The organism is Candidatus Pelagibacter sp. PS_31, assembly GCF_059417865.1.
On the sequence record NZ_CM182069.1, the window covers coordinates 616301 to 640862 of the forward strand.

The window sequence follows — 24562 nt, forward strand, 5'->3', positions numbered from 1 at the left end:
TTTATAGTCTATTAATAAGGTCATTACCATAATCTTCCCAATCATTAAATTCTTTATCTAATTGGTCGCTTAAAGTAACAAATTTATTATTTTCACCCCCATCAAAATTTTGGGATACATTTTGCTCTTGTAAATCAATTTCTAAATCTTTTACAATAATTTTTCCATCCTGCTCAATAATAAGTTTTAATTCTAATTGAGAAACATCTTCAGGTGGATTTTCTGCAATAATTTGACCCGTTACAGGATCATACTCAAGCCAGTCAGGTACTTCGGTTCCATCTTTAAGAACAAGTTTAGTATTATTAAAATTACCTTTTAGCTCATTGGGCAAATCTATAATTAAATCATTTCCAATATTTAAAGGTTTAAGTTGAAAAATTGTTTCTGGTTTAAACGTTTCAATAATTTCATTGATATCTGCTTGATTGTTAAAATTTAATGTTTTGTTAAATGATCTTTCAACTAATCCATCTTCATTTTGTTTTACAATATTAACCGTACCGTCTTCATTAACAGTAATTGAAGAATTTGTTCTTTTTGCTTGTTTGATAATTTTTCTATCTTGTTTTATTTTTTCAGGATCAATCTCAACTGCAATTTCTCGAGTTTCATTGTTTTTATCCGTTGCAATAATCATAATTTCAACTTTATCTACACCTTCTGGAATATTTGTGGTTGTTTGACCTGTTTTAGGATTAATTTTAATCCACTCAGGTAATGCAGAACCATCACTCATTTTTCCATCAAATTTAACAATCTCATTGTCGGCTTCATTCATGACACCAAATTTCAATTTTAAACCTTCTTGTTTGTCTTTAACTTTAAGGTTTGAAAGTTCTCCTTCAGAAATTTGAAGAGAGTCTGTTTCGGCAACTAAATCAACTAATTTAAGACCTTGGGAATAATCTGTTTTTCTTGCAGTTTGTTCAAATTCAAAATTATTTAAATCAAATTCTGTTGATTGATTTAGTTCTGTGAAAGTATTTTCAACTTGAACCCTTGCTTCCATTCTAGCTTGATTTATAATAATTCTTTCAGCTTTCTTTTCTCTAATTTCTTTAACAACACCACCACCATTTTGTAATTTTAATACAATTGAACTTGTATCCGTAACACCACTACCATCTCTAACTGTATAATTAAAATATTCATAAACTATTTCACCTGGATCCAATGTATCTTTTAAACCTTCATTAACTATATATGTGTAACTACCATTTGAGTTCATTATCAAAGAACCATAAGTTCCAATTAATGCCTCCCCTAATGTTCCAGCAGTACCTGAGCCTTCCGTTGATCCTGTTCTTATCTCAGTTACTATTGATGTATCATTTGAGTCTGGATCAGTATCGTTAGTTAACACATCTTTTTCAGAGTCATTTGTGACTGTTAAAGTTGAAGTTGCTGCTATATCAATTGTATTACTATCATTAACACCAACTGGGGCATCATTAGCACCTGTAACCGTTATAGAAAGTTGTCCTGTATCTGTTCCACCATTACCGTCAGAGACTGTATATGTAAAATAATCTATTCCAGTTTCTCCACTACCTAAAACATCATTAGGCGTATAACTATATGTTCCATCTGAATTAATTGTTAAAGATCCATAAGTACCAGTTAAAGGTGTAGCTATTGCTCCAAATGTTCCAGAGCCAGACTCTGTTCCTGTTCTTATGCCTGATATTTCTAATGTATCTCCCTCTGTATCTGTGTCGCCATAGAGAATATCTGAAGTCCCGTCTGTGACTGTTGTAGTAGTGCCTTCTGTTGCGGTATTCGTTTCATTATCAGCAACTGGATTATCATTTATAGCGGTTACGTTAATTGTCATAGTGTAACTTGAAGCACTATCTGCATCGCCATCATTTACAGAGAAACCAATTGTTGTATAAGGAGATCCATTTTCATCTGCAGTAGGATTTAATCTTAAATAACTATTTGAGATATCTGTTGCAGTTATTACTTGATTTAAGGTTACATCTACCCAGTTTGATCCATTGTAATACTGCAACGCACCAGCGTCTTCTAATGTTGTAATTTTTACACTTACTAATGCATCGTCATCATCTGCATCTGTGTAGCCAAAATCAGATGTTGAAAATACATATGGTGTATCCTCTTCTGTTGAAACTGCATTGTTTGATGCTGTTGGCACATCATTAACACCAGTTACTGTAAAGATTAATGTTGCAGTGTCTGTCGCATTACTATCTGAAACTGTGTAAGTGAAACTATCTGTTGCAGTATCTGAGGCATCTAAATCGTCTGACGCTGATTGATCAGCTACATAAGTATATGTTCCATTAGCACCTATTTTTAATGTTCCATAAGTTCCAGTAACTGAAGTAAAATTGCTGTTATAAGTACTACTTCCAGCAACTGAACTATTGGATCCACCTGTTACTGCAATTTGAGTTACTGTTAAAGTGTCACTATCAGCATCCGTATCTCCATGTAAAACATCTGAAGTTCCATCGGTGACTGTGACCGTTGCATCTTCATTCACTGAATTAATTTCGTTGTCAGCTACTGGAGCATCATTTGTATTGATTACATTAACGGTCATTGTATACGAAGATGAACTGTCCGCATCTCCATCATTTACAGAAAAACCAATTGTTGTATAGGGTGAGCCTGTTTCATTTTCAGTAGGATTTAATCTTAAATAATTATTTGAGATATCGGTTGCTGTTATTACTTGATTTAAGGTTACATCTACCCAAGCGCTACCATTATAATATTGTAATGCACCAGCACTTTCTAATGTTGTAATTTTTATACTTACTAATGCATCATCATCATCTGTATCTGTGTAGCCAAAATCAGAAGTTGAAAATACGTAAGGGGTATCCTCTTGTGTTGAAACTGTATTGTTTGATGCTGTTGGAATGTCATTAATTCCAGTTACTGTAAAGATTAATGTTGCAGTGTCTGTTGCTGTTCCATCCGATATTGTATAAGTGAAACTATCTGTTGCAGTATCTGAAGCATCTAAATCGTCTGAAGCACTTTGATCCGCAACGTAAGTGTATGTTCCATCAGCACCAACAGTAAGTGTACCGTATGTACCTGTAACTTGAGTCCCACTTGAATTATAAGAACTTGAGCTTGCAACTGAAGAATTAGAAGCTCCTGTTACTGCAATTTGAGTTACGGTAAAACTATCATCATCATCAGCATCACTATCATCATCCATTAATAAACTTGATCCTGAACTTCTTGTAACTGTCGCATCTTCGTTAACAGCATCAGTATCATTGACTGCAACTGGAGCATCATTGATACCTGTCACTGTTATTGTAATTGTTGCAGTATCCGTTGCCGTTCCATCTGAAACTGTATAAGTAAAACTATCTGTTACTTGGTCGTTTAAATCTAAATCATCAGCAGCACTTTGATCGGCTACATATGTATATGTTCCATCACTTGCTAAAGTTAAAGTTCCATAAGTACCAGTTAAACCAGAACCAATTGAGCCTGCAGTTCCACTTCCGCCTTCCGCTCCAGTTCTAATTGCTGAAACTGTTAGAGATGCGCTGTCATCTACATCCGTATCTCCATGTAAAACATCTGAAGTTCCATCTGTGACTGTAAGTGTTGCATCTTCATTTACTGAATTTGTTTCATTATCCGCAACTGGAGCATCGTTAATTCCTGTCACTGTAAAGATTAATGTTGCAGTGTCAGTAGCTGTTCCGTCTGAAACTGTATAAGTGAAACTATCTGTTGCAGTATCTGAAGCATCTAAATCATCAGCAGCACTTTGATCTGCAACGTAAGTGTATGTTCCATCAGCACCAACTTTTAATGTTCCATAAGTTCCAGTAATTGAAGTAAAATTGCTATTATAAGAACTTGAGCTTGCAACTGAAGAATTAGAAGCTCCTGTTACTGCAATTTGAGTTACGGTAAAACTATCATCATCATCAGCATCACTATCATCTGCCATTAATAAATTATCACCTGAAGTTCTGGTAACTGTTGCATCTTCGTTAACAGCATCAGTATCATTGACTGCAACGGGAGCATCGTTCACTCCGGTCACTGTTATTGTAATTGTTGCAGTATCGGTTGCTGTTCCATCTGATAGTGTATAGGTAAAGACATCTGTTGCAGTGTCTGAAGCATCTAAATCATCAGCTGCACTTTGATCTGCAACGTAAGTGTAAGTACCATCAGCACCTATAGTTAAAGTACCATAAGTTCCAGTAATTGATTGACCATTTAAATAAGTGGTGCTCGATGTAACGCTTTCTGTGTTTCCATTTGTATGAGCAACGTTAGTTAAAGTTAAAGTATCTGATGAATCTGGATCTGTATCATTGTCATCTATTACTCCACTTGATGCAGATGAAATGGTTGTAGTAGCATCTTCATTAACACTAGCTGTATCATCAGTAGCTGTTGGAGTATCATTAACTGCTGTTACATTTACCGTAATAGTATTAGGTGTTGAACTACTTGCATCACCATCATTTACTGTAAAATTAAAAGTAGTGTAAGGAGATCCATTCTCATCTGCAGTAGGATTTAATCTTAATTTATTAGCAGCAATGTCTGTTGCTGTTATCACCTGATTTAAAGTTACATCTACCCAAGCGCTACCATTATAATATTGTAATGCACCAGCATCTTCTAAAGTTGTAATTTTTACACTTACTAATGCATCATCATCATCTGCATCTGTGTATCCAAAATCTGATGCTGAAAATACATAAGGGGTATCTTCGTTTGTAGTAACTGCATTATCAGATGCAGTTGGCACATCATTAACACCAGTTACTGTAAAGATTAATGTTGCAGTATCCGTTGCCGTTCCATCTGAAACTGTATAAGTAAAACTATCTGTTACTTGGTCGTTTAAATCTAAATCATCAGCAGCACTTTGATCGGCTACATATGTATAAGTACCATCAGCACCAACAGTAAGTGTACCGTATGTACCTGTAACTTGAGTCCCACTTGAATTATAAGAACTTGAGCTTGCAACTGAACTGTTTGATCCACCTGTTACTGCAATTTGAGTTACTGTAAATGCATCATCATCATCAGCATCACTATCATCTGCCATTAATAAACTTGAGCCTGAACTTCTGGTTACTGTGGCATCTTCATTTAATGCATCAGTATCGTTGACTGCAACGGGAGCATCATTGATACCTGTCACTGTAAAGATTAAAGTAGCTGTATCCGTAGCTGTTCCATCTGAAACTGTATAAGTAAAACTATCTGTTGCAGTATCACTTGCATCTAAATCGTCTGACGCTGATTGATCTGCAACGTAAGTATAAGTACCATCAGCACCAACTTTTAATGTTCCATAAGTTCCAGTAATTGAAGTAAAATTACTATTGTAAGAACTTGAGCTTGCAACTGAACTGTTTGATCCACCTGTTAGTGCAATTTGTGTAACAGTAAAACTATCATCATCATCAGCATCACTATCATCTGCCATTAATAAACTTGAGCCTGAAGTTTGTGTTACTGTTGCGTCCTCATTAACTACATCGCTATCGTTAACTGCTACAGGAGCATCATTAATTCCTGTAACTGTAAAGATTAATGTTGCAGTGTCTGTCGCTGTTCCATCTGAAACTGTATAAGTAAAACTATCTGTTGCAGTATCTGAGGCATCTAAATCATCAGCTGCACTTTGATCTGCAACGTAAGTGTAAGTACCATCAGCACCTATAGTTAAAGTACCATATGTACCCGTTACTGATCTACCATTAGAATTATATGAACTTGAACTTGCAACTGAACTATTTGATCCACCTGTTACTGCAATTTGAGTTACTGTTAAGGTATCACCACTATCAACATCAGTATCTCCATGTAAAACATCTGAGGTTCCATCAGTCACAGTTACTGTTGCATCTTCATTCACTGAATTAGTTTCGTTGTCAGCTACTGGAGCATCATTAACAGCAGTAACGTTTACCGTAATTGTATTTGGAGTTGCGCTATCTGCATCACCATCATTTACTGTAAAATTAAAAGTAGTGTAAGGAGATCCATTCTCATCTGCAGTAGGATTTAATCTTAATTTATTAGCAGCAATGTCTGTTGCTGTTATCACCTGATTTAAAGTTACATCTACCCAAGCGCTACCATTATAATATTGTAATGCACCAGCGTCTTCTAATGTTGTAATTTTCACACTTACTAATGCATCGTCATCATCTGCATCTGTGTATCCAAAATCAGAAGTTGAAAATACGTAAGGGGTATCTTCTGCAGTAGAAATTGTTTTATCTGAAGCTGTTGGTACATCATTAACACCAGTTACTGTAAAGATTAATGTTGCAGTGTCTGTCGCTGTTCCATCTGAAACTGTGTAAGTGAAACTATCTGTTGCAGTGTCTGAAGCATCTAAATCATCAGCAGCACTTTGATCGGCTACATATGTATATGTTCCATCTGCACCAACTTTTAATGTTCCATAAGTTCCAGTAACTGAGGTAAAATTATTGTTATAAGTACTACTTCCAGCAACTGAACTATTGGATCCACCTGTTACTGCAATTTGAGTTACTGTAAATGCATCATCATCATCAGCATCACTATCATCTGCCATTAATAAACTTGAGCCTGAACTTCTGGTTACTGTGGCATCTTCATTAACAGCATCAGTATCATTGACTGCAACTGGAGCATCGTTAATTCCTGTCACTGTAAAGATTAATGTTGCAGTGTCTGTTGCCGTTCCATCCGATATTGTATATGTAAAACTATCTGTTACTTGGTCGTTTAAATCTAAATCATCAGCAGCACTTTGATCTGCTTCATATGTATATGATCCGTCAGCTCCAACAACTAGAGTACCGTATGTTCCAGTTACTGAAGTTCCATTAGAATAAGTAGTGCTTGAGTTTACACTTGAATTTGATCCACCTGTTACTGCAATTTGTGTAACAGTAAAACTATCATCATCATCAGCATCACTATCATCTGCCATTAATAAATTATCACCTGAACTTCTGGTAACTGTTGCATCTTCATTTAATGCATCGGTGTCATTGACTGCAACTGGAGCATCATTGATACCTGTCACTGTAAAGATTAATGTTGCAGTGTCTGTTGTTGTTCCGTCTGAAACTGTGTAAGTGAAACTATCTGTTGCAGTATCATTTAAATCTAAATCATCTGCAGCACTTTGATCGGCTACATATGTATAAGTACCATTTGCGCCAATAACCAGTGTACCATAAGTTCCCGTTACAGAAGTTCCATTAGAATAAGTAGTACTTGAAGTAACACTTGAGTTTGAACTTCCAGTAACAGCTATTTGTGTAACTGTTAAAGATGAAACTGTATCATCACCATCTACATCTGTATCGTTATCTTGTGTAACTCCACTTGAAGCTGAGGAAACTGTCAAGGTTGCGTCTTCATTTACTGAACCAGTATCGTTATTAGCAACGGGAGCATCGTTTGCTCCAAGAATTGTAATTGTAATTACTCCAATATCTGTTGCTGTTCCATCTGATAATGTATAATTAAATGAGTCTGTGACTGAGTCACCTGCATCTAATGCATCCGCTGCATCTTGATTGGCTACATAAGAATAAGAACCATCTGCTGCAATGGTTAATTGACCATACGTTCCCGTTAAAGCAGATCCAATGGATCCTGCTGTTCCTGAACCTTCACTTGAGCCTACTCTAATTGCAGTAACAGTTAGAGATGCACTATCATCAGCATCACTATCTGTATGAGAACTTGAACTAGTATCAATAATATCACCAGAGTGTTCACCTGTTGCATCATAACTTCCTGATAAATTGGCATTAGCACCATTTGAAACTGTTAAAGTTCCATCTTCGACAATAACTCCTACATCATTTTGTGCAACTGGAGCGTCATTAATTCCGGTTACTGTAAAGATTAATGTTGCAGTGTCTGTTGCTGTTCCATCCGATATTGTATATGTGAAACTATCTGTTACTTGGTCGTTTAAATCTAAATCATCAGCAGCATTTTGATCAGCTACATATGTATATGTTCCATTAGCACCAACAGTAAGTGTACCATAAGTTCCTGTTACTGTTTCTGGTGAACCAGAATTATAAGTACTATTTGCAGTAACTGCGTTATCAGAGCTACCAGTAACTGCTATTTGAGTTACTGTGAAACTATCATCATCATCAGCATCGCTGTCATCAGCCATTAATAAATTATCACCTGAAGTTCTGGTAACTGTTGCATCTTCATTAACTGCATCAGTATCGTTGACTGCAACTGGAGCATCGTTAATTCCTGTTACTGTAAAGATTAATGTTGCAGTGTCTGTCGCTGTTCCATCTGAAACTGTATAAGTAAAACTATCAGTTGCAGTATCTGAGGCATCTAAATCATCAGACGCTGATTGATCAGCTACATAAGTATATGTTCCATTAGCACCTATTTTTAATGTTCCATAAGTTCCAGTAACTGAAGTAAAATTGCTGTTATAAGCACTGCTTCCAGCAACTGAACTATTTGATCCACCTGTTACTGCAATTTGAGTTACTGTTAAGGTATCACCACTATCTGCATCCGTATCTCCATGTAAAACATCAGACGTTCCATCTGTGACTGTGACTGTTGCATCTTCATTAACTGAATTAGTTTCATTATCTGCAACAGGTGCGTTATTTACATTTGTAACATTTACCGTAATTGTATTTGGAGTTGCGCTATCTGCATCCCCATCATTTACTGTAAAATTAAAAGTAGTGTAAGGCGAACCATTTTCATTAGTAGCTGGATTTAATCTCAACTTATTAGCAGCAATGTCTGTTGCTGTTATTACTTGATTTAAAGTTACATCTACCCAGTTTGATCCATTATTATATTGTAATGCACCAGCATCTTCTAAGGTTGTAATTTTTACACTTACTAATGCGTCATCATCATCTGCATCTGTGTATCCAAAATCTGATGCTGAAAATACATAAGGGGTATCTTCTGCAGTAGAAATTGTTTTATCTGAAGCTGTTGGCACATCATTAATTCCGGTTACTGTAAAGATTAATGTTGCAGTGTCTGTTGCTGTTCCATCCGATATTGTATAAGTGAAACTATCTGTTGCAGTGTCTGAAGCATCTAAATCGTCTGACGCTGATTGATCTGCAACGTAAGTGTATGTTCCATTTGCACCAACAGTAAGTGTACCATAAGTTCCTGTTACTGTTTCTGGTGAACCAGAATTGTAAGTGCTGCTTGCAGTAACTGCGTTATCAGAGCTACCAGTAACTGCTATTTGAGTTACTGTGAAACTATCATCGTCATCAGCATCACTATCATCTGCCATTAATAAACTATCGCCTGAAGTTCTTGTAACTGTCGCATCTTCGTTAACAGCATCAGTATCATTGACTGCAACTGGAGCATCGTTAATTCCTGTAACCGTAAAGATTAAAGTAGCTGTATCAGTGGCATCACCATCCGATATTGTATAAGTGAAACTATCTGTTGCAGTATCATTTAAGTCTAAATCATCAGCTGCACTTTGATCGGCTACATATGTATATGTTCCATCTGCACCAACTTTTAATGTTCCATAAGTTCCAGTAACTGAAGTAAAATTGTTGTTGTAAGTACTACTTCCAGCAACTGAGCTATTTGATCCACCTGTTACTGCAATTTGTGTAACGGTAAAACTATCATCATCATCAGCATCGCTGTCATCAGCCATTAATAAACTATCGCCTGAAGTTCTTGTAACTGTTGCATCTTCATTTACAGCATCAGTATCATTGACTGCAGCTGGAGCATCATTCACTCCTGTCACTGTTATTGTAATTGTTGCAGTATCCGTTGCGGTTCCATCTGAAACTGTATAGGTAAATACATCTGTTGCAGTATCACTTGCATCTAAATCATCTGCAGCACTTTGATCAGCTGCATAAGTATAAGTTCCATCCGCTGCTAAAGTTAATGTACCATAATAACCTACAACAGCATTTGTTCCAGCTGTTCCACTGTTTCCGTTTGCAGATGATGCACTTCCACCACTTTGATTTGTAGCTGATGTATGAGAATAAGTTGTAGCTGTTAAAGTATCGCCACTATCAACATCGGTATCTCCATGTAAAACATCTGACGATCCATCGGTAACGGTTAATGTTGCATCTTCATTGACTGAATTAGTTTCATCATCTGCAACAGGTGCATCGTTAACTGCTGTTACATTGACTGTAATTGTATTAGCTGAGGCACTATCTGCATCGCCATCATTTACTGTAAAATTAAAAGTAGTGTATGAAGATCCATTTTCATTTGCAGCTGGGTTAAATCTCAATTTATCATTACCGATATCCGTTGCTGTTATCACTTGATTTTCAGTTACATCTACCCAAGCTGATCCATTGTTATATTGTAAAGCACCTGCATCTTCTAATCCTGTAATTTTTACACTTACTAACGCATCATCGTCATCTGCATCTGTGTAGCCAAAATCTGATGCTGAAAATACATAAGCTGTATCCTCATTTGTAGTTACAGTTTTATCTGCAGCAGTTGGTACATCATTAATTCCTGTTACCGTAAAGATTAATGTTGCAGTGTCAGTAGTATCACCATCTGAAATTGTGTAAGTGAAACTATCTGTTGCAGTGTCTGAAGCATCTAAATCATCAGACGCTGATTGATCTGCAACGTAAGTATATGTTCCATTAGCACCAACAGTAAGTGTACCATAAGTTCCTGTTACCGTTTCTGGTGAACCAGAATTATAAGTACTGCTTGCAGTAACTGCATTATTTGATCCACCTGTTACTGCAATTTGTGTAACGGTAAAACTATCATCATCATCAGCATCGCTGTCATCAGCCATTAATAAACTATCGCCTGAAGTTCTTGTAACTGTTGCATCTTCATTTACAGCATCAGTATCATTGACTGCAGCTGGAGCATCATTCACTCCTGTCACTGTTATTGTAATTGTTGCAGTATCCGTTGCGGTTCCATCTGAAACTGTATAGGTAAATACATCTGTTGCAGTATCACTTGCATCTAAATCATCTGCAGCACTTTGATCAGCTGCATAAGTATAAGTTCCATCCGCTGCTAAAGTTAATGTACCATAATAACCTACAACAGCATTTGTTCCAGCTGTTCCACTGTTTCCGTTTGCAGATGATGCACTTCCACCACTTTGATTTGTAGCTGATGTATGAGAATAAGTTGTAGCTGTTAAAGTATCGCCACTATCAACATCGGTATCTCCATGTAAAACATCTGACGATCCATCGGTAACGGTTAATGTTGCATCTTCATTGACTGAATTAGTTTCATCATCTGCAACAGGTGCATCGTTAACTGCTGTTACATTGACTGTAATTGTATTAGCTGAGGCACTATCTGCATCGCCATCATTTACTGTAAAATTAAAAGTAGTGTATGAAGATCCATTTTCATTTGCAGCTGGGTTAAATCTCAATTTATCATTACCGATATCCGTTGCTGTTATCACTTGATTTTCAGTTACATCTACCCAAGCTGATCCATTGTTATATTGTAAAGCACCTGCATCTTCTAATCCTGTAATTTTTACACTTACTAACGCATCATCGTCATCTGCATCTGTGTAGCCAAAATCTGATGCTGAAAATACATAAGCTGTATCCTCATTTGTAGTTACAGTTTTATCTGCAGCAGTTGGTACATCATTAATTCCTGTTACCGTAAAGATTAATGTTGCAGTGTCAGTAGTATCACCATCTGAAATTGTGTAAGTGAAACTATCTGTTGCAGTATCATTTAAGTCTAAATCATCAGCTGCACTTTGATCGGCTACATATGTATATGTTCCATCTGCACCCACTTTTAATGTTCCATAAGTTCCAGTAACTGAAGTAAAATTGTTGTTGTAAGTACTACTTCCAGCAACTGAGCTATTTGATCCACCTGTTACTGCAATTTGTGTAACGGTAAAACTATCATCATCATCAGCATCGCTGTCATCAGCCATTAATAAACTATCGCCTGAAGTTCTTGTAACTGTTGCATCTTCATTTACAGCATCAGTATCATTGACTGCAGCTGGAGCATCATTGATACCTGTCACTGTTATTGTAATTGTTGCAGTATCCGTTGCGGTTCCATCTGATAGTGTATAGGTAAAGACATCTGTTGCAGTATCTGAAGCGTCTAAATCATCAGCAGCACTTTGATCAGCTACATATGTATATGTTCCATCACTTGCTAAAGTTAAAGTTCCATAAGTACCGGTTAAACCAGAGCCAATTGAGCCTGAGGTTCCACTTCCATCTTCAGCCCCAGTTCTAATTGCTGAAACTGTTAAAGATGCACTATCATCAGCATCCGTATCTCCATGTAAAACATCTGAAGTTCCATCGGTGACTGTTAATGTTGCATCTTCATTTACTGCCCCTGTTTCATTGTCTGCAACTGGTGCGTCATTGATCCCTGTAACTGTTATTGTGATTGTTGCAGTGTCTGTTGCTGTTCCATCACTTAATGTATAATTAAATACATCAGTTACCTGATCACTTGCATCAAGGTCATCTGCTGCATCTTGGTTTGCAACATATGAATAGGATCCATTTGCATTTAAAGTTAATTGACCATACGTTCCTGTTAAAGCTTGACCTACAGTTCCTGCATTTCCACTACCTTCTACCCCACCAATTCTTACAGCAGACACCACTAAACTTGCGCTATCATCAGCATCGGTATCATTATTATCAATGATATCTCCTGAACCATTGCTAACTGATAAAGTAGCATCTTCATTAACTGAACCAGTATCATTTGTTGCAACTGGAGCATCATTGATACCTGTCACTGTAATAGTTAAATTTGCTGAAGCACCATCTGCCGTATAGACAAATACATCTGTTACTACGTCATTTAAATCTAAATCATCAGCAGCACTTTGATCGGCTGTATAAGTATAAGAACCATCCGCACCAATTACTAAAGTACCATAAGTACCCGTAACAGAAGTTCCGTTAGATGTATAAGTACTACTACTAGCAACTGTTGAATTTGATCCACCATCTTTTTTAATATGGGTGACTACTAAACCATTAGTATCAGCAGCATCATCATTTAATACATCGTCTTGAGAACCAGTTTTAGTAATTGTTGCATCTTCATTAACACTATCCGTGTCATCTGTTAAAGAAATTGAACTTGCAACGGTAAAAGTAATGCTACCTACGTCATAGGCAAATGATCCAGAAGCAGTTTCATCATCACGAGTTGTAAATGTAAAAATGTCTGTTGCAGTTGCACCGTACGCGATATTATTTGTTGAACTTGCTGTATAAGTATAAGTACCGTTTGCTGCAATATTTAAAGAACCATAAGTCCCTGATACTGCTGAACCAACTCCAGTATTATTTGTAACAATTGTATTATTTGAACTTTCATTTCCAGATGCAACACCAGTTACCACTAAAACACTATCATTATCATCGCTGTCAGCAACCCCGTCATGAACATCGCCAGAACTTGTTCCACCTGCAGCAACTGTTGATCCAACGGTTGCATCTGTAACATTTGGTGCAGCGTTAACCGATATAGTCATTGTGTAAGGTGATGAACTGTAATCTGTTCCATCGTGAACTTTAAAACCAAACGTTGGATTACTTTCAGAGTTTGCAACTGGGGTAAATCTTAATCTATTATTACTAATATCTGTTGCTGAAATTTCTTGGTTCAATGTAACATCTGCCCAAGATGATCCATTATTGTATTCTAAAGCACCCGCACTTTCTAATGTAGTAATTTTAACTTTTGATAAACTGCCACTTGTATCATCGTCAGCGAAGTTAAAATCGCTTACTGCAAATACTTTTGTAATATTGAGTGGAGTTCTATCCCCTGCTGTAGATGCTTGATTATTTTCATTGATATTAACAGTTCCATTTGAAGCCGTTGGTGCATCATTGATACCAGTTACTGTAATTATTAATGTAGCTGTATCAAACCATGTATTATCTGATACGGTATAAGTAAAACTATCTGTCACAGTATCACTTGCATCTAGCGCATCAGCTGCTGCTTGATCTGCAACATAAGTATAAGATCCATCAGCTCCAACTTTTAATGTTCCATAAGTTCCAGTAACTGTTGTAAAATTACTATTATAAGTACTACTTCCAGCAACAGAACTATTTGATCCACCTGTGACTTTAATTTGTGTCACCGTTAAAGATGAACTATCATCTGCATCTGTATCATCAGCAACTAATAATTTTGATCCTGAGCTTTCAGTTATAGTTGCATCTTCATTTACAGCATCTGTATCATTAACTGCAACTGGTACATCATTGATACCAGTTACTGTAATTATTAATGTTGCTGTAGATGTTGCTGTTCCATCTGAGACTGTATAAGTAAAACTATCTGTCACATTATCACCAACATCTAGTGCATCCGCTGCAGCTTGATCTGCAACATAAGTATAAGATCCATCAGCACCAACTTTTAATGTTCCATAAGTTCCAGTAACTGTTGTAAAATTACTATTATAAGTACTACTTCCAGCAACAGAACTATTTGATCCACCTGTGACTTTAATTTGTGTAACTGTAAGAGATGAGCTATCATCTGCATCTGAATCATCTGCAACTAATAATTCTGATCCTGAGCTTTCAGTTATAGTTGCATCTTCGTTAACACTATCTGTATCATTAACTCCAATTGGGTCATCGTTCACTCCTGTAACAGTAATTGTAATATTGGCAGTATCTGTTCCACCATTTCCATCTGAAACTGTATAAGTAAATACATCTGTAACAGTGTCGCTTGCATCTAAAGCATCAGCTGCAGCTTGATCCGCAACATAAGTATAAGTTCCATTAGCACCAATGACTAATGTCCCATAAGTTCCTGTAACCGAAGTTCCGTTGCTATGATTGGTTCCTCCACTAACTGAACTATTTGATCCACCATCTTTTTTAATTTGAGTAATAACCAATGATGATGCGCTATCATCGGCGTCCGCATCTGTATCATTATCTTGAGTTACACCACTTGATGCTGTTGAAACTGTTAAAGTTGCATCTTCATTAACTGACCCTGTGTCATTTGTAGCTGAAGGTGCATCATTAACACCTGTGACTGTAATAGTTAAATTTGCAGTATCTGTTCCACCATTGCCGTCTGAAATAGTATAAGTAAATACATCTGTAACAGTGTCGCTTGCATCTAAAGCATCAGCTGCAGCTTGATCCGCAACATATGTATAAGTTCCATCAGCTCCAACCGTTAATGTTCCATAGGTTCCTGTGACTGATGTTCCGCTTGAATTATATGAGCTTCCTCCAGATACGGATGAATTACTTCCACCATCTTTTTTAATTTGAGTAACCGTTAAACTATCACCATCAGCATCTGAATCATCTGCATTTAATAAACCTGAACCTGAGCTTTGAGTAACTGTTGCATCTTCATTAACACTATCAGTATCTGCAACAGCTGAAGGAGCATTGTTACTACTATTAACTGTAATTGTTAAAGTAGCTGTATGTGTTGCTGTTCCATCTGATAATGTGTAAGTAAAAACATCGGTTCCAGTACTTGAATCTGCAATGTATTGATAAGTACCGTCTGCACCAACTCTCAAAGTTCCCTTGCTACCAGTAACTGATGTGTAACCTGAATTATAAGCAGTTCCTGGATTAACAGCAGTTGCACTTCCACTTGCTGTGGTTGCAACAATACTCGATACACTTAATGAAGCACTAGCATCTGCATCCGTATCCCCATGTAAAAGATCTGAAGTACCATCAGTGACTGTTAAAGTTTGACTTATATCAACTGAACCTGTTTCAGCATCTGCAACAGGCGTATCATTAATTCCATTAACAGTAATAGTTAAAACTGCCATATCCGTTTCACCTTGTCCATCTGAAACTGTATAATTAAAAGTGTCAGTTACCACATCACCTGGATCCAATGCATCCGCTGCATCTTGATTTGCAACATAAGTATATGATCCATTTGCAGCAATTGTTAATTGACCGTATGTTCCTGTTAAAGCTGAACCAACAGATCCTACGGTACCCGATCCCTCACTTGATCCTACTCTAATTGCAGTAACTGTAAGAGTATCGCTATCAGGGTCTGTATCATAATTAGCAGTTGAACTTGTGTTAATGACATCTCCTGAATGTTCGCCGCTAACATTTACTACATTAAAAGGTGAAGCTAGATTCCATTCTTTAATTTTTGCTGGATCACTACTACCATTAAAACTAAAGAATTTTGATCCATCATTGTTAAAAGTGATAAATTGAGTAGGGACTCCATTACCAGCAGAACCAGTAGTTTCACCAGTTTCAAAATAGGTGCTCGTGTCGTTAAAGTCAGCATTTGTACTTGCAGTCTTAGGATCATAAGCAGTTGACAATGACCACTCTACTATTTTTGCTGTAGAACCAGAATTTACTCTTTGATGAACTGTAAATAACTTTGTGCCATCGTTATTATATTGCATACCAGTAATAGAGGAGTATGAACCATAGTTTGAGATACCGTAAGAGTTATGATGTGCATACCAAGATGTGTCAGTTCTTGTAGCAGATGAAGTATCAAAAGAAGTACTTAAAGTATATTCGTATATAGCCGCCATTCTACTAACAAATATCTTTGAACCATCGTCATTAAAAAGAAATGAGTAAAAATAATCACTCCCACTCCCTATCTGAAGGGAATTACCCGCTGTTACAGTGCTGGTAATATCGTAAGGGGTGCTTAAAGTGTATTGATAGATATAATCTGTCCCATAACTTCTCTCATAAAGAACAAAAAGCTTTGTTCCATCGTTATTAAATCTCATATCTTCGTTGTCCATAGACCTTGTGCCTCCAACAGTAATATAATCACTACTTGAAACTGAAGCAGTCGATACATCAAAAGGAGTTGACAATGTGTATTGAAAAAGGGCTTTATCTCCAGAGTAACCATGAGCATATCCTAATGTGTACATTTTTGTTCCATCAGGATTAAAAAGTAATGCGTTAATATCAGCTTGAGTAGTAGGAGGATTTAAGTTTGAACCTGCAATAGTAAGGCTATCGCTATCATCGTAAGATGCTGAAGCAACACTTGTTAAATTATCACCATCTGCAACAGTTAACGTTGCATCTTCATTTACAGTTCCTGTATCATTACGTGCAGTTAGATCTTGGCTAGCAATAACATTAATTGTAAGGGTTGCAGTAGATGTAGCGGTGCCATCAGATACGATATAAGTAAAGACATCTGTTATATTTGCATCCCCTGCATCAAGGCCTGATATATTTGAATTTGCAGCATAAGAGTAAGAACCATTAGAGTTAATTGTTAAAGTACCGTACTGACCTGTAACTGTTTCTGAGTTACTTGAAAAAGTTGTTTGTGCATTTCCACTTGCTGTCGTTGCGGTGATACTAGTAATAGTTGCTGTTGAGCTTGCATCTGCATCGGTATCATTGTCCGTAATATCTCCAGTATGATTACCGGTGCTTGTTCCAGAACTAGCAGCCGCACTATTTGCAACAGTTAAAGTTCCACCTTCTTTTATGTAACCTGTATCATTAACTGCAGTTGGATCATCGTTTGCTCCAAGAATTGTAATTGTAATTACTCCAATATCTGTTGCTGTTCCATCTGATAATGTGTAATTAAATGAGTCTGTGACTGAGTCTCCTACATCCAATGCATCCGCTGCAGCTTGATTGGCTACATAAGAATAAGAACCGTTTGCTGCAATGGTTAATTGACCATAAGTACCTGTTAAAGCTGAACCAATGGATCCTGCTGTTCCTGAACCTTCACTTGAGCCTACTCTAATTGCAGTAACAGTTAGAGATGCACTATCATCAGCATCACTATCTGTATGAGAACTTGAACTAGTATCAATAATATCACCAGAGTGTTCACCTGTTGCATCATAACTTCCTGATAAATTGGCATTAGCACCATTTGAAACTGTTAAAGTTCCATCTTCGACAATAACTCCTACATCATTTTGTGCAACTGGAGTATCATTAATTCCATTAACAGTAATAGTTAAAACTGCCATATCCGTTTCACCTTGTCCATCTGAAACTGTATAATTAAAAGTGTCAGTTACCACATCACCTGGATCCAATGCATCCGCTGCATCTTGATTTGCAACATAAGTATATGATCCATTTGCAGCAATTGTTAATTGACCGTATGTTCCTGTTAAAGCTGAACCAACAGATCCTACGGTACCCGATCCCTCACTTGATCCTACTCTAATTGCAGTAACTGTAAGAGTATCGCTATCAGGGTCTGTATCATAATTAGCAGTTGAACTTGTGTTAATGACATCTCCTGAATGTTCGCCGCTAACATTTACTACATTAAAAGGTGAAGCTAGATTCCATTCTTTAATTTTTGCTGGATCACTACTACCATTAAAACTAAAGAATTTTGATCCATCATTGTTAAAAGTGATAAATTGAGTAGGGACTCCATTACCAGCAGAACCAGTAGTTTCACCAGTTTCAAAATAGGTGCTCGTGTCGTTAAAGTCAGCATTTGTACTTGCAGTCTTAGGATCATAAGCAGTTGACAATGACCACTCTACTATTTTTGCTGTAGAACCAGAATTTACTCTTTGATGAACTGTAAATAACTTTGTGCCATCGTTATTATATTGCATACCAGTAATAGAGGAGTATGAACCATAGTTTGAGATACCGTAAGAGTTATGATGTGCATACCAAGATGTGTCAGTTCTTGTAGCAGATGAAGTATCAAAAGAAGTACTTAAAGTATATTCGTATATAGCCGCCATTCTACTAACAAATATCTTTGAACCATCGTCATTAAAAAGAAATGAGTAAAAATAATCACTCCCACTCCCTATCTGAAGGGAATTACCCGCTGTTACAGTGCTGGTAATATCGTAAGGGGTGCTTAAAGTGTATTGATAGATATAATCTGTCCCATAACTTCTCTCATAAAGAACAAAAAGCTTTGTTCCATCGTTATTAAATCTCATATCTTCGTTGTCCATAGACCTTGTGCCTCCAACAGTAATATAATCACTACTTGAAACTGAAGCAGTCGATACATCAAAAGGAGTTGACAATGTGTATTGAAAAAGGGCTTTATCTCCAGAGTAACCATGAGCATATCCTAATGTGTACATTTTTGTTCCATCAGGATTAAAAAGTAATGCGTTAATATCAGCTTGAGTAGTAGGAGGATTTAAGTTTGAACCTGCAATAGTAAGGCTATCGCTATCATCGTAAGATGCTGAAGCAACACTTGTTAAATTATCACCATCTGCAACAGTTAACGTTGCATCTTCATTTACAGTTCCTGTATCATTACGTGCAGTTAGATCTTGGCTAGCAATAACATTAATTGTAAGGGTTGCAGTAGATGTAGCGGTGCCATCAGATACGATATAAGTAAAGACATCTGTTATATTTGCATCCCCTGCATCAAGGCCTGATATATTTGAATTTGCAGCATAAGAGTAAGAACCATTAGAGTTAATTGTTAAAGTACCGTACTGACCTGTAACTGTTTCTGAGTTACTTGAAAAAGTTGTTTGTGCATTTCCACTTGCTGTCGTTGCGGTGATACTAGTAATAGTTGCTGTTGAGCTTGCATCTGCATCGGTATCATTGTCCGTAATATCTCCAGTATGATTACCGGTGCTTGTTCCAGAACTAGCAGCCGCACTATTTGCAACAGTTAAAGTTCCACCTTCTTTTATGTAACCTGTATCATTAACTGCAGTTGGATCATCGTTTGCTCCAAGAATTGTAATTGTAATTACTCCAATATCTGTTGCTGTTCCATCTGATAATGTGTAATTAAATGAGTCTGTGACTGAGTCTCCTACATCCAATGCATCCGCTGCAGCTTGATTGGCTACATAAGAATAAGAACCGTTTGCTGCAATGGTTAATTGACCATAAGTACCTGTTAAAGCTGAACCAATGGATCCTGCTGTTCCTGAACCTTCACTTGAGCCTACTCTAATTGCAGTAACAGTTAGAGATGCACTATCATCAGCATCACTATCTGTATGAGAACTTGAACTAGTATCAATAATATCACCAGAGTGTTCACCTGTTGCATCATAACTTCCTGATAAATTGGCATTAGCACCATTTGAAACTGTTAAAGTTCCATCTTCGACAATAACTCCTACATCATTTTGTGCAACTGGAGTATCATTAATTCCATTAACAGTAATAGTTAAAACTGCCATATCCGTTTCACCTTGTCCATCTGAAACTGTATAATTAAAAGTGTCAGTTACCACATCACCTGGATCCAATGCATCCGCTGCATCTTGATTTGCAACATAAGTATATGATCCATTTGCAGCAATTGTTAATTGACCGTATGTTCCTGTTAAAGCTGAACCAACAGATCCTACGGTACCCGATCCCTCACTTGATCCTACTCTAATTGCAGTAACTGTAAGAGTATCGCTATCAGGGTCTGTATCATAATTATCAGTTGAACTTGTGTTAATGACATCTCCTGAATGTGAGCCATTAACATCTTTTAATTCATACGGAGACTCTATGTCGTAAGTATATATAGTTCCATTACCAGATCTGGCTAAAAATACTTGAGAACCATCAGGTTTAAATTCGAAGCCATTTATATAGTTCATATTATGAAGTAACTCTTTTTTTAAAGTAGCGCCAGTTAGATCAAAACCAGTTGAAAGATCATATTGAAAAAGTTTTTTTGATGGTTCACTTGTTACAAACATCTTAGTACCATCATCATTAAATTCTATGCCCTTTACATTGTTACCAACGTCTGATGAAACATCTAAAGTATCTACCAGAGTAAAAGTACTGGAAAGATCAAAACCTACAGAGAGAGAATATTCTCTAATTCCACCATCTGTATTTCCTAAAAATAGTTTTGTTCCATCACTATTAAAAGAATGTCCTGTTGGGTAAGAAGAACTAAAACTAAAAGGTCCTCTATTGCTTTCCAAACTCAAAGTTGATAGATCGTAAGCAGTTGAAAGTGAATATTCATACATACGATAACTAGAGTCTCCATTTACTATAAATAACTTAGTCCCATCATTATTAAATGATAAACTCCATGCTGTAGTATAAGTACCTCCTAAATAATCAGCTTGATGAGTTGCTGTGCTTGTGTCGTATGCCGTTGATAAAGTATAATATCCAACATCATCACCATTAGCACCAATAGTAAACATCTTCGTTCCATCATTATTGAATGTAATGTCTCTTGGATACGATTCTTGAGAATTAATACTTGTTGTTCTTACCAAAGAAAGTGCTGTAGCACTATTTGCATCAAGATCATCACTGACAGTAAGGGTGGCATCTTCATTTACAGTTCCTGTATCATTACGTGCAGTTAGATCTTGGCTAGCAATAACATTAATTGTAAGGGTTGCAGTAGATGTAGCGGTGCCATCAGATACGATATAAGTAAAGACATCTGTTATATTTGCATCCCCTGCATCAAGGCCTGATATATTTGAATTTGCAGCATAAGAGTAAGAACCATTAGAGTTAATTGTTAAAGTACCGTACTGACCTGTAACTGTTTCTGAGTTACTTGAAAAAGTTGTTTGTGCATTTCCACTTGCTGTCGTTGCGGTGATACTAGTAATAGTTGCTGTTGAGCTTGCATCTGCATCGGTATCATTGTCCGTAATATCTCCAGTATGATTACCGGTGCTTGTTCCAGAACTAGCAGCAGCACTATTTGCAACAGTTAAAGTTCCACCTTCTTTAATGTAACCTGTATCATTAACTGCAGTTGGATTATCATTGATACCAGTAACTGTGATAGTTAAAGTGGCTGTTGCACCATCTGCAGTATAAGTAAATACATCTGTTACTTGATCATTTAAATCTAATGCATCCGCTGCTGTTTGATCGGCTGTATAGGTATAAGTTCCATCCGCTCCAATTTTTAAAGTTCCATAAGTTCCAACAACACTACCAGGCTCTCCACTAGAGTCTGTGTATGTAGAACCAGACTCAATGGTATCTGCATTTCCATTTGTATGAGAAATATTTGTAACAACTAAACCGTTAGTATCAGCAGCATCATTTGAAATAACTGTGCCTTCTGAATTTGTTAAATGAGTAACTGTTCCATTTTCAGCAACAGCGTCTGTATCAGCTACTAAAGAAATTGAACTTGCAACAGTGAAAGTAATGGTACCTACATCATAAGCATGCGAACCTGCATTTCCACTTGAACCTTCATCATCTCGGGTTGTAAATGTAAAAATGTCTGTTGCAGTTGAACCGTAAGAAATGTTATTTGTTGAACTTGCTGTGTAAGTATAAGTTCCGTTTGAAGCAATATTCAATGAACCATAAGTTCCTGAAACTGCTGAACCAACTCCAGTATTATTGGTTACAATTGAATTATTTGAACTTTCATTTCCAGATGCAACACCAGTTACCACTAAAACACTATCAGCATCATCACTATCAGCAACACCATCATGAACATCACCTGAACTTGTGGCACCTGCAGCAACTGTTCCAACTGTTGCATCTGTAACATTTGGTGCAGCGTTAACAGATACTGTCATTGTGTAAGCTGATGAACTATAATCTGTACCATCATGAACTTTAAAACCAAACGTTACATTACTTTCTGAATTTGCAGCTGGAGTAAATCTTAGACGATTATTTCCTATATCTGACGCTGTTATTTCTTGATTTAAAGTTACATCAGCCCAAGATGATCCATTAGATGAATATTCTAAAACACCCGCACTTTCTAAAGTAGTAATTTTTATTTTTGATAAATTATCACTATCACCGTCTGAATAATTAAAGTCCCCAGCTGTAAATACTTTTGTAATATTAGATGGAGTTCTATCCCCTGCTGTAGATGCTTGATTGTTTTCATTAATGTATACTGTTGAATTAGATGCAGTAGGTAAAGTGTTTTCTTTGACTATTACCCTTATAATATCCCCACCATTTCCATTTTTAGCTCTTACTCTTAACCAATTATTTGTTCCTCCGGAGCTTGCATTAGATACTGTAGCACTATCAATACTTGTACTGATATCAGCATCATCATCAAAGTATTCACTTCCATCCTCAAATACTCTTCCACCAGTAAAGTTATTTTCATCTGTTTCATATCCATTATAATAGTCAGCATCACTATCACCATAAGTGTCATTAATAGTGTAAGCTGTTGATATGTTATTTGTGCTGTTTGGAAGTGTATTGTCGGGACCTAAAGTATATTTTGAACTAAAAAATACACCAATGATTTCTCCATCAAAAACTATTCCACCAGTTTTATAATTTGGATTTCCATTTTTATTTGTATCAGTAAAATATACATAATATGAACTTACTGTGGCACTTGATAAACTCGTATTTTGATTTAAAGTTCTAAGACTCGTACTTACATCACCAGTGGTATTATTGGCTGATAAGGATTGATTTCCACCATCTATATCCACTTCTGAAACATAGGTGTTGGTAGAAATTGAAAGTCCACTCTTTTCTCTATACACAAACCAATCATATGTTGATGAATTACCATTATCATTTGCATCTTTAGTCAGATCAGGTGTTGTATCTGTTTCAATTTGAGTTCCAAAAATATGAGAAATTCCAACTGAGTTTGAACTTGAAGACATATTACCCCAAGAAACTAAATCATGGTTATATCCTCCTATCTTAAAATTTTGAGTTTCAATTATTCCAATTTTTTTCTCTAAAACCCAATCTCCACCTTTACCAGTCAAGTCATCTGATGCTGCAATATCTGCTTTAGTAATCTCTGATATTTTTTTAATTAAAATTTCACCTTGTTCAGTAGAAGCTACATTACAACCATAAAATAAAATATCTCCACTTGTGGTTAACGATTGACCGATGGATGCTAAAGTTGATTGGTAATTAGTGATGGTATCGTTATTTAAAAAAGCATTACCAAATAAAATTTGTCCAGCACTACCGTGACCGATGATGTGCAAACCATCAATATCTTTTCGATCATTTAAAATTTCACTAATTCTTTTAAATCCATCTTCATTGGAGTTGATTAAATAAAACTCAGTGTTTTCTTTAAATGAATTAATAATGGTTTCATAATCAGAGACAGCACTATCAATAAAGACTACATTTTTTTTGTTTTGGTCTCTTGCAGTGTTTGCAAAAGGAACTTCATTGTTGTCTTTAGTGGTATCGATTATTTTAGAGTTTTTTTTTATCTCTTCTTGATTGCGTTCATCAATTAAATCTAAAAAGGTTGAGGCCCCTGCTCCATCGAGCATTATCCTCTGCTCAAGGGCTTCTATAAATATTTTCTGTTTCTTTTTAGGTTTTTGGGTCAATTGGTTCTTCGTCTAATTTTACCAGTTATTGTTTGTCCTGGTTTTGCAATTGATTTATTGGGTGTCTTTCTAATACCTCCAATTTTACCTGTTATAGTTTGTCCTGCTCTTGCTTTAACCACACGAGGTAATTTGTGCGTTTTAGGTGCATTCAATATGTTTCCTGAAACTTTTTTTTTATTCGAGGCAACTTTAACCTTAATATTCTTTGTAATTTTTTTCATTAGATCTCCTTAA

The 24562-nt window shown here is 36.4% G+C and carries 2 protein-coding genes; both read right to left on the reverse strand.

Features of this window, described 5'->3' with window-relative positions; translation table 11 throughout:
• Position 1 precedes the first annotated feature (1 nt).
• Positions 2-24325 carry a cadherin-like domain-containing protein gene (locus tag AC5SLN_RS03410; RefSeq protein ID WP_494594161.1) on the reverse strand — a complete coding sequence of 8108 codons (24324 nt, stop codon included), beginning with the start codon at positions 24323-24325 and terminating at the stop codon, positions 2-4.
• Positions 24322-24549 (reverse strand): hypothetical protein, encoded by a 228-nt coding sequence (locus AC5SLN_RS03415; protein ID WP_011282048.1) that lies wholly within the window; start codon positions 24547-24549, stop codon positions 24322-24324. The genes AC5SLN_RS03410 and AC5SLN_RS03415 overlap by 4 nt, the downstream gene beginning before the upstream one ends.
• Between the last annotated feature and the right edge of the window lie 13 nt (positions 24550-24562).

Coding starts and splice junctions, on each gene's coding strand:
- AC5SLN_RS03415 (WP_011282048.1), bottom strand. CDS start 24,549: ATGAAAAAAATTACAAAGAATATTAAGGTTAAAGTTGCCTCGAATAAA.